The sequence below is a fragment of the Streptomyces sp. NPDC017529 genome (assembly GCF_044329785.1).
In the GTDB taxonomy this organism is placed as follows: domain Bacteria; phylum Actinomycetota; class Actinomycetes; order Streptomycetales; family Streptomycetaceae; genus Streptomyces.
In genome coordinates, this window is sequence record NZ_JBIRJY010000001.1 from 555,671 (window position 1) to 564,383 (window position 8,713).

General features: G+C 74.4%; 8 protein-coding genes. 2 read left to right on the plus strand and 6 right to left on the minus strand.

The window, feature by feature from the left end:
* The first annotated feature begins 238 nt into the window (after positions 1-238).
* Complete coding sequence (locus ACH4K4_RS02045; RefSeq protein ID WP_398164099.1) at positions 239-1,522, plus strand: acyl-CoA dehydrogenase family protein; 1,284 nt, start codon at positions 239-241, stop codon at positions 1,520-1,522.
* 19 nt (positions 1,523-1,541) lie between these two features.
* Here ACH4K4_RS02045 and ACH4K4_RS02050 read toward each other — a convergent pair whose 3' ends face one another.
* The 6 genes from ACH4K4_RS02050 to ACH4K4_RS02075 form a co-directional block, all read right to left on the minus strand.
* Entirely contained in the window at positions 1,542-2,150 is a 609-nt protein-coding gene (locus tag ACH4K4_RS02050; protein ID WP_398164100.1) for a GAF domain-containing protein, read from the minus strand.
* Positions 2,147-2,800, minus strand: coding sequence for a GTP-binding protein (locus ACH4K4_RS02055; RefSeq protein WP_398164101.1), 654 nt, complete (start codon positions 2,798-2,800; stop codon positions 2,147-2,149). The genes ACH4K4_RS02050 and ACH4K4_RS02055 overlap by 4 nt, the downstream gene beginning before the upstream one ends.
* Positions 2,778-3,188, minus strand: a complete 411-nt coding sequence (locus ACH4K4_RS02060; protein WP_398164102.1) for a DUF742 domain-containing protein — start codon at positions 3,186-3,188, stop codon at positions 2,778-2,780. The genes ACH4K4_RS02055 and ACH4K4_RS02060 overlap by 23 nt, the downstream gene beginning before the upstream one ends.
* A gap of 2 nt (positions 3,189-3,190) precedes the next feature.
* A complete protein-coding gene (locus ACH4K4_RS02065; RefSeq protein ID WP_360140607.1) occupies positions 3,191-3,640 on the minus strand; it encodes a roadblock/LC7 domain-containing protein in 450 nt (149 codons plus the stop codon).
* Positions 3,630-5,690 (minus strand): ATP-binding protein, encoded by a 2,061-nt coding sequence (locus ACH4K4_RS02070; protein ID WP_398164104.1) that lies wholly within the window; start codon positions 5,688-5,690, stop codon positions 3,630-3,632. Before ACH4K4_RS02070 ends, ACH4K4_RS02065 begins: the two co-directional genes overlap by 11 nt.
* 155 nt (positions 5,691-5,845) lie before the next feature.
* Positions 5,846-6,997, minus strand: a complete 1,152-nt coding sequence (locus ACH4K4_RS02075; protein WP_398164508.1) for an MBL fold metallo-hydrolase — start codon at positions 6,995-6,997, stop codon at positions 5,846-5,848.
* A 351-nt stretch (positions 6,998-7,348) separates the two neighbouring features.
* Between ACH4K4_RS02075 and ACH4K4_RS02080 the strand changes: the two genes are divergently transcribed.
* Positions 7,349-8,590, plus strand: coding sequence for a hypothetical protein (locus ACH4K4_RS02080; protein WP_398164105.1), 1,242 nt, complete (start codon positions 7,349-7,351; stop codon positions 8,588-8,590).
* The last annotated feature ends 123 nt before the right edge of the window (positions 8,591-8,713 follow it).

Here is an 8,713-nt window from a genome sequence, read left to right on the forward strand (position 1 = left end):
ACGAGGGTGGTGAACGTATCCGGCGCGCTCCTACTCTTCGCATAAATGCACGGAGTTGATGTTTTATGCGTCGTGCAGCAGGTATGCCAACGGGTATTGCACGGAGTACACAACCGACGACGGTCCGGACCGGCCTGCGACGACGGCCACGGCGACCGGCGGCGCACGCCGGGAGTGCGCCGTCCGGCGAGGCAGGGATCAGCACAGCGCGGGGGCGTTCAGCGGAGGAGGACTCGTCTTGCATCGCTACTTCACCGACCAGCGGCACGAAGCACTCCGACGCCGGGTACGGGAGTTCGCCGAGCGCGAGGTCCGGCCCCGGATAGCCGAGATGGAGGCCGCCCGCACGGTCTGCCACGACCTGTCGCGCCTGATCGCCCGGCAGGGGTGGATCGGCGCGACGGTGCACCGCGCCTACGGCGGGATGGGGGCGGGGCACCTGGCCAAGACCCTGATCATCGAGGAGCTGGCACGGGTGAGCGGCGCCATGGGCGCCATGGTGCAGGCGTCCCAGCTCGGCGCCGCGAAAATCATCCACTTCGGCACCGAGGAGCAGAAGAAGACCTGGCTGCCGGCGATCGCCTCGGGCGACTGCCTGCCGACCATCGCGGTCACCGAGCCGCAGTCGGGCGGCCATGTGCTCGGCATGACGGGTACGGCGGTCCGGGACGGCGACGAGTACGTCCTCAACGGCCGCAAGATCTACGTCGGCAACAGCCACGTCGGCGACCTGCACGGCGTCGTGATGCGGACGTCGGAGGGGCCCGCGGGCCTGTCGGCCTTCCTGGTGGAGGCGGGCAGGCCGGGGCTGCGGGTCGGCGAGCAGCGGCAGGCGATGGGGCTGCACGGCTTCGGCTTCGGCGAGCTGTTCTTCGACGGCTGCCGGGTGCCGGCGGCGAACCTGCTGGGCCGGGAGGGCGACGGGCTGTCCGTCGCGTACTCCTCCAGTGTGCTGTACGGGCGCCCGAACCTGACCGCGGTCTCGCTCGGCATCCACCAGGCCGTGCTGGACGAGACCGCGCGGTTCTGCGCCGAGCGGGAACGCTACGGCAAACCCCTGGCCGCGCTCGGCAACATCAAGATCAAGCTCGGCCGGATCCAGTCGCGGCTGCTGACCGCCAGGCTGGCCGCGTACCACGCCGTCCACCTGCTCGACCAGGGCGCGCCCTGCGACGCGGAGCTGATGAACGCCAAGCTGGTCAACGTCGAGACGGCGCTGGAGTCGGCGCGCGACGCGATGGACATCCACGCCGCCTGCGGACTGTTCACCGACCGGCCGGTGGAGCGCTACCTGCGCGACGCGCACCACATCTTCGCCCCGGCGGGCACCTCCGACGTCCAGCTGCTGCGCCTGGGCGAGCTGGCCCTCGGCACGGCCAAGGGCGAGTGGTCCAGCCGGCTGTCGGACCTGGTACGCAAGGAACCGGCGGAGGACGGCGCGGGCGGGGTGCCGGAGCCCGCCCTACCTGGCCGGCACACCTCCGTCCTGCGGGAGCGGACGGAGTTGCAGCCGACCGGGTAGGGCGGGGCGCGCGCGCCGTTCAGAGCTCCTCGGCGCGCTCCCGTTCCATCCGGTGGATCTGCTCGACGAGTTCGGCGGCCATCGACTTGATGGTCTCCAGCCCCTCGCGCCCCCACGGACGGCGTTCGAGGTCCACCACGCAGACCGTGCCGAGCGCCATGCCCGTACGGTCGATGAGCGGGGCGCCGAGGTAGGAGCGGATGCCGATCTCGTCCACGACGGGGTTGCCCGCGAAGCGCGGGTAGTCGCAGACGTCCTCCAGGACGAGCGCCTTGCGGCGGACGATGACGTGCGGGCAGTAGCCGTGGTCGCGGGCCATCACCCGGCCCGGCTGGGCGCTCGGCGGCGCGGGCCCCAGTTCGACGGGCGCCCGCTCGCCGCCGGGCGTGTAGAGGCCGGCGAAGTACTGCCGGTGCTCGTCGATGAAGTTGACCATGGCGTACGGCGCCCTGGTGGTGCGGGCCAGCTTGCGCGCGAAGTCGTCGAAGGCGGGCAGCGGCGCCTCGCCGATGCCCAGGGCGCGGAGCCGGGCGACGCGCGCCGGGGCCTCGTGGTCCTCCGGGGTGAGCAGCAAGTGGCGCGTGGGGTCGTAGGAGGCGTACGACACGCGCGGGGCGGGACGGGTCACGGGAGCTCCGGGGTGGCGGCGAGGGCGGGGCTGAGCAGATGCTGGACGAGCGAGACCAGGACGTGGGTGGACGAGCTGCACTGGCGTGCGTCGCAGAGCACGACCGGGGTGCCGGGGGCGAGGTCTATGGCGGCGCGCACCTCGTCCGGGGTGTAGTGGTACGAGCCGTCGAACTCGTTGACCGCGACGACGAACGCGATGCCGCGCCGCTCGAAGAAGTCGACGGCGGCGAAGCACTGGTCCAGGCGGCGGGTGTCGGCGAGGATGACGGCGCCGAGCGCCCCGTTGGACAGCTCGTCCCACATGAACCAGAAGCGTTCCTGCCCCGGCGTGCCGAAGAGGTAGAGGACGTGCTCGCGGCCGAGGGTGATCCGGCCGAAGTCCATGGCGACGGTGGTGGTGTTCTTGTCCTCGACGCCCGCCAGGTCGTCCGTGCCCACGCTGATCTGGGTGAGCAGTTCCTCCGTGCTCAGCGGTTCGATCTCGCTGACCGCCCCGACGAAGGTCGTCTTGCCGACGCCGAAACCGCCGGCCACCAGGATCTTCAACGCCAGCGGGAAGGGGTCGGCGGGGAAGCCGGCGGACGACCCGGCGGCGGCCGGGGGCCGGGCGTCGGCGGACGGGACGTCAGAGCCGTTTGCGTAGTCCATGCAACACCGCCTCCAGCAGGGCTCGGTCGGTACGGTTCGGGGGGCCTGACCCGCAGGCGGACACCGGCACGGGGGCGCGGGCGGCGAGCGCCCCGCACTCGACGAGGTCGGCCAGCAGGACCTTGGTGACCACGGCGGGCAGATGTATGTGCGCCGCGATCTCGGCGACCGACACCGGGCCGCCGCACAGCCCCAGCACCTGCGCGTAGTCGGGGCCCTGGCAGGTGACGGGGCGCTTGCCGGTGGCTATCACCATGGTCAGCAGGTCGAAGTGCGCGGTCGGGCGGGTACGGCCGTTGCTGACCGTGTACGGGCGGACGAGGCGGCCGGCCTCGTCGTCCAGCCACGGGATCTCGCGGCCCGCCCTGCGGCGGCGCCGTACCCCCATCGTCAGCGACCACCCGCCGGGGCCTGCTGCCGTACCGGTGTCGCCAGGTAGGGCCGTACGCTCTTGACGAGCATGCCCATCTCGTAGCCGAGCACCGCCACGTCGGCCTCCCGGCCGGCCAGCACGGCCAGGCACGCGCCGGACCCCGCGGTGGAGACGAACAGGAACGTGGACTCCAGCTCGACGACGACCTGGAGCACGTCGTCGCCGTTGCCGAAGCGCACCCCGGCGCTGCGGGCCAGGGAGTACAGGCCGGAGGAGAGGGCGGCCAGGTGGTCGGCGCTGTCCGGGTCGAACCCGTGGGCCGCCTTGACCAGGCCGTCGGAGGACAGCAGAAGCGCGCTGGTCGCGTGCGGTACGCGGTTCACGAGTCCGGTCAGCAGCCAGGAGAGGTCGGTCTGCCGGCCTCCCTGCAGGTGCGCATGCGCCTGGGCGTGCACGTCACTCACCATGGTTGCGGTCGTCTCCTCGGCCGGGTTCGGGCCTGTCGTGGCCGGCGTCGGTGCCGGCGCGGTAACTGTCGTGACCGTCGTGGTCGCCGTGACGGTCGTAGCTGTCGTCGGCGAGGCTGAGGCCGCGCCGGAAGGCGGCCATCAAACCGGGGTCGTGCTCGGGTTCGGGCGCGCCGTCGCGGCGCGCGGCGGAGGGCAGGATCGGGTCGCCGCGCAGCTGGGGCACGAGGTGCTCCTGCTTGCGGCGGCGCGGGAGGCGCGGCCGGGCGCCGTCGTCCGGGGCGGCGGGCGGTGCGGGGGGCAGCAGGACGGGGCCCGGGGCGGCGCCGGGCACGGACGGCGTCACCGGGTGGGGGTCCGCGCCGTGGTTCTCGGGGGCGAGGGGGCCCGGCGTGGGGTCGGGGGCCCGGTGCGTGCCGGTCGGTTGCCGTTCGCCGGCGGTCTCCACGCCGGCCTGCACGGCGCGCGTGCCGGCGTGCGGGGTGTCGGCCGCGCTGGGCCAGGCTCCGCTGCCGTACCCGACGTCCGGCGGGTACGGCCCGTCGCCGCTCCCGGCTACCGGCGCTCCGTGCGAGGTGCGTACGAGCCGCCGGTGCGGCGGGCGTTCGCGCGGCGCGGCGGGTTCCGCGCAGCCGTCGTCGTACGCGGCGTGGTGGCCCGCGGGGGAGGCGGGGCCCGCGCCGACGGAGCGCGGTGCCGGGGGCGCGTCCGGGAGGACCATGTCTCCCGCGTCCACGTACTGCTCGCCCTCCTGGCCCGGCTCGGGTTCCGCGCCGAGCAGCCCCTTGGGCATGACGAGGACGGCCTGCACCCCGCCGTAGATGTTGGTCTGCAGGCGGACCACGATGCCGTGCCGCCGCGCGAGCGAGGAGACCACGAAGAGCCCGATGCGCCCGTCGCTCAGCAGCTCGGCCACGTCCACGTGTTCGGGGTCGGCGAGCAGCCCGTTCATCCGCGTCTGCTCCGCCGGGGACATGCCCAGGCCGCGGTCCTCGACCTCGACGGCGAGGCCGGCCGTGACCCGTTGCGCGCGCAGCAGGACGTGCGTGTGCGGGGCGGAGTAGACGGAGGCGTTCTCGACGAGTTCGGCGAGGAGGTGGATGACGTCGGCGACGGCGTGGCCGCGCAGCGTGCCCTCGATGGGCGGCACCAGCTTGATCCGCGGGTACTGCTCGACCTCGGCGATGGAGGAGCGCAGCACCTCGGTCATGGTGACCGGGCGGCTCCACTGGCGGCGCGAGATGGCGCCGCCGAGGACGGCGAGGTTCTCGGCGTGCCGGCGGATGCGGGTGGCGAGGTGGTCGACGTGGAACAGGCCCTTGAGCAGGTCGGGGTCCTCGACCTGGTTCTCCAGCTCGTCCAGCAGCTCGATCTCGCGGTGCACCAGGGACTGCAGGCGCCGGGCGAGGTTGACGAAGACCTCGACCTTCTGTTCGCTGCCGCTGGCGTTGCTGCGGGCGATGGCCACCGCGTCGACGACCGCGGTCTCGGCCGCCCGGCCCGCCGCGGCCACCTCGTGGGCGAGCAGGTCGAGGGTGTCGCCGGAGGGCGGGGGCGCGGCCGGTTCGGCCGCGCGCTGCGGGAGCCATTCGCCCTGCCGGACCCGGTGCAGCAGGTCGTACAGGTCGTGCTGGCTGCGGGCGCAGACCTGGCGCAGCCTGGCGTAGCGGGCCACGGCGGCGCGCGCCTCGCCGGTGGCGGCCGTGGCGGCGGCCGTCACGACGCCGCAGACCAGGGCGCAGGCGCCGAGCAGTACGGCCCACTCGCGGCCGGCCAGCTCGGCGCCGCCGACCCGTACGACGAAGACGACGGCGGCCGAGCAGGTGGCGGTCACCAGGAGGCAGGGCAGGGTGGCGAGCCGCACCAGGCGGGACCGTATGGCCGAGTCGGCGGCCGACTCCGGGAACGCGGCCCGGCCGTGCCGCCCGCCCTCCCGGTCCCGCCGCCGCGTGGCCGCGGGAGCGGGCTCCGTCCCCCGGGAACCGTGGGACCCCAGGGGACCCTCGGTCTCCTGGGTGGCAGGGGTCCCCTGGGGGAATGCAGCAGGCATCAGCGCCCTCCGGATCGGCCGTCGGCAGTCGCGGAGCACGCACGCTAGTTGTTGCGGGGGTGGGTCACGGACGCACTTCGGGGTTTCGCCACCCCGCGCCACCTTCCCCCGAGGGGATCACTCGCACGGCAGTGCGCTTCTTTACGAACAGCCGTTCATCCGGTGGCCGTTGTGACCTCTTCTGCGGCGCCCGCCTGGATGTCGCGCGCCACCGCCCAGGACGGCCAGCCGTGCACAGGCGGCAGGGCCACCGCACGCCACCACGGGTCCACGATCTGCTCGTCGGCCGGCTCGAAGGGCTTGCCGGGCAGGGGCGCGGCCACCTTCGCGCCCGCCGCGCGCGCCGCCGCGACCGTCCGTTCCACCGGCTCGGCCCACGGATGCGGCGCCAGATTGAACGTCCCCCAGTGGATGGGCAGCAGCAGCCCGTCCGGCTCTCCGCCCTGGAGGTCCAGGTGGGCGCGCATCCCTTCCTCCGGTGTCATGTGGATGTCCGGCCAGAACTCGCTGTAGGCGCCTATCTGGATCATCGTCGCGTCGAACGGGCCGTGCTCCGCGCCGATCTGCGCGAAGCCGGGAAAGTAGCCGGTGTCGCCGCTGTGGTAGATCCGGTGGCCGGGCCCCGTCACCACCCACGACGCCCACAGGGTGTGCTGCGGACCGCGCAGCCCGCGCCCGCAGAAGTGCTGCGCGGGCGTGGCCGTGAGGGTGAGCCCGCCTGCTTTTGCCGACTCGTGCCAGTCCAGTTCGGTGATCCGCTCCGGGGGCACGCCCCACAGTTCGAGGTCGGCCCCGACGCCGAGCGGCACGACGAACCGGGTATCCGTACGGGCCAGCGCCCGGACCGTCGGCATGTCCAGGTGGTCGTAGTGGTCGTGCGAGATCACCACGGCGTCGAGGCGGCCCAGTTCGCCGAGGGCGACCGGCACCGGGTGCAGGCGCCTGGGCCCGGCCCAGGTCAGCGGCGAGCAGCGCTCGCCCCACACCGGGTCGAAGAGCACCCGCCGCCCGTCGATCTCGGCGAGCACGGTCGAGTGCCCCAGCCACGTCAGCCGCAGCCCGGAGGCGGGCGGCTCGCCCCAGTCCGCCGCGGTCGGGCGGTGCACGGGTATCCGGCCGACCGGCATCCGGCGCAGCCGTCCCTCGCGGTTCAGCTGCGTACGGGCCATGGGCAGGGCGGAGCCCTGGAGCAGCTGTCTGGTCGGTGCCGGGTTCCGGAACTGACCGTCGACGAACTGCGGGGACCGCCGTATTCGCGCCAGCCGCTCCCCGGTGGGCAGGGCGCCGAAGGCGGCGGGGCGGCGCAGCGCGAACCGGCCGGCGGGGCTCGGGGCGGCCGGGGTCTCACGTCGGGGTCGGTAGCCGGGCACGGCACCTCCATGGTCGAGGCGGTCACACGGTGAGCGGGTCACCGCGAGGGGAACGGACCGGCGCGGCGGCGAGTTCCGGCCCGCCGGTCCGTCCGGGCTCGCGGCAGCGGTCGCTCCGGCACCCGGACACGACACGCCTTCCCCTTCCGCCCCGGACCACGCGCGGGCGCGGCGTTCCGTGGCGGCCCGTAACAGTGGAGTCCGGCTTCCGTACCGGCCTGGCACGGAAGCCGCGCGGCCGCTCCCGGGCCTCTGTGCGGCGGGGGCGTACGGGCCTACCGTCGTGCCATGAGCCAGACCCGGCCGCCGGCCCAGCCGCCGGAACACGAAGACTCGCCGGGCGGTGCGGGCCAGGAGGCAGCGCCTCTGACCAACGCCGCCGACCTCTCCGGACCCGGTGCCAACACGGGCCTCGCCGACGTACAGAACCCCGCGGGCCCGACGGACGCGAAGAACCTCAAAGACCACACCACCGCCGCTGATCCCAGACCTCCCACGAGCCCGGCCCGCTCGCTTCCGGGGTTACCCAGCGGGCCGGCGGCCCCGGCGGATCCGCCGCCCATGGCGCGCGCGGCGCCCCACCTGTCCCGGCCCGGCGTACGCCTGGTGGCCGCGCCCCTGGGCGTCACGCTCGGCCTGCTGGCGGTCGCCGCGTTCGGCACCGGCTTCGTCGGCCGGTTCCGGGCCGCAGAGACGCCCGAGGCCCGCTCCTTCACCTCGCTGCTGGAGTTCGACCTGTGGAGCGCCCTGGTCGGCGCCTCGATCGCGCTGTACGTGGCGGTGGCCTACGCGATGTCGTACGCGGTGCGCCAGCGCTGGCGGCACCCGGTGGACCGGCCCGCGCCCTGGGCCGTCGGGGTGCTGCTGGCGGGGGCGTTCCTGTTGATGGGCGCCGTCTTCGGAGTGCTGCGCTTCTTCATGCCGCCCGGCACGACGCCCGTGCCCCTCGACGGGCTGTGGTGGCGCATGCCGCTGCTGCTCGTCCTCGGGATGCTGGCGGCGGTCCCCGGGGCGGTGGGCCTGTGGGACGTACAGTGCCGGTTGCTGCGGCTGAGCCGGCGGCTGCCCACCGAGCCGGACGTCCTGCCGCCGGTGGGCGCGCTGCGCGAGCTGGACCGGGCGTGGCGGGACGCGCTGCGCTTCCTGACCGGCGGCAGCCTGATCATCTCGACGGCGGTGGTCGACGCGGGCGCGCTGCGCAACGCCCTGCTCGCCCACGGCATGTCGCAGCAGGCCTTCCCCGCCTCCTCCGTGCTGCTCTACGGGGCGTTCTTCAGCGTGATGTTCGCCCTGGTCTTCATGCCGGTCGTGGTGCTGTGGCGGTCGGTCGCGGGCCGCTTGGTGGAGGCGACGGTCCGCATCCCGGAGGCCGACGAGCTGACCGAGGACTGGGTCGAGCGCCGGGCGCGGCTGGTGGCCTTCCTCCGCCTGAACGTTTCCCTGCCGAAGGTGCTGGCCCCGGCGTTCGGCATCCTGGCGCCCCTGGCCACCGGCGTGGTCAGCCTGTTCCTGCCCGGCGGCGGCCGGTGACGCCGGCCCGCGCAGCGCCGGCCCGTACGGTCAGGCCGCCCGGCGCAGCGGTTGGACGGTCGCGGGCGGGGCCCCCGGGCCCCCCCCGCGGGGGCGCCCGTGGGGGGGCCGGTGCCAGCGGGG